Genomic DNA, 230 nt, shown 5'->3' on the forward strand with positions numbered 1-230 from the left:
ATCGGCGTAGTTGTCGCCCAGCTTCCCAGAGAAAGTGAACTATGCCGGCCAGATAATCACGGCAAAATTAAACCCGTCGCGGCCAATATTGATTACATTGTTCTGGTTATTGCTCCGGTTCCTACAGCCCACGCCACCCTGATAGATCGCTACCTTGTGGCTGCAGAAGCTGTAGATATTGAGCCAGTTCTGCTGCTAAACAAAACTAATTTGATTGGTGAATCCAATCA

Annotated in this window: 1 protein-coding gene; it reads left to right on the forward strand. The window is 47.4% G+C overall.

Annotated features, from left to right (window positions below; all coding sequences use genetic code 11):
• On the forward strand, positions 1-230 hold a 230-nt coding region (rsgA, locus tag ACY2RR_RS24900; protein WP_490110884.1), incomplete at both ends, for a GTPase RsgA.

Source organism: Parendozoicomonas sp. 2304DJ65-17, from assembly GCF_058148445.1.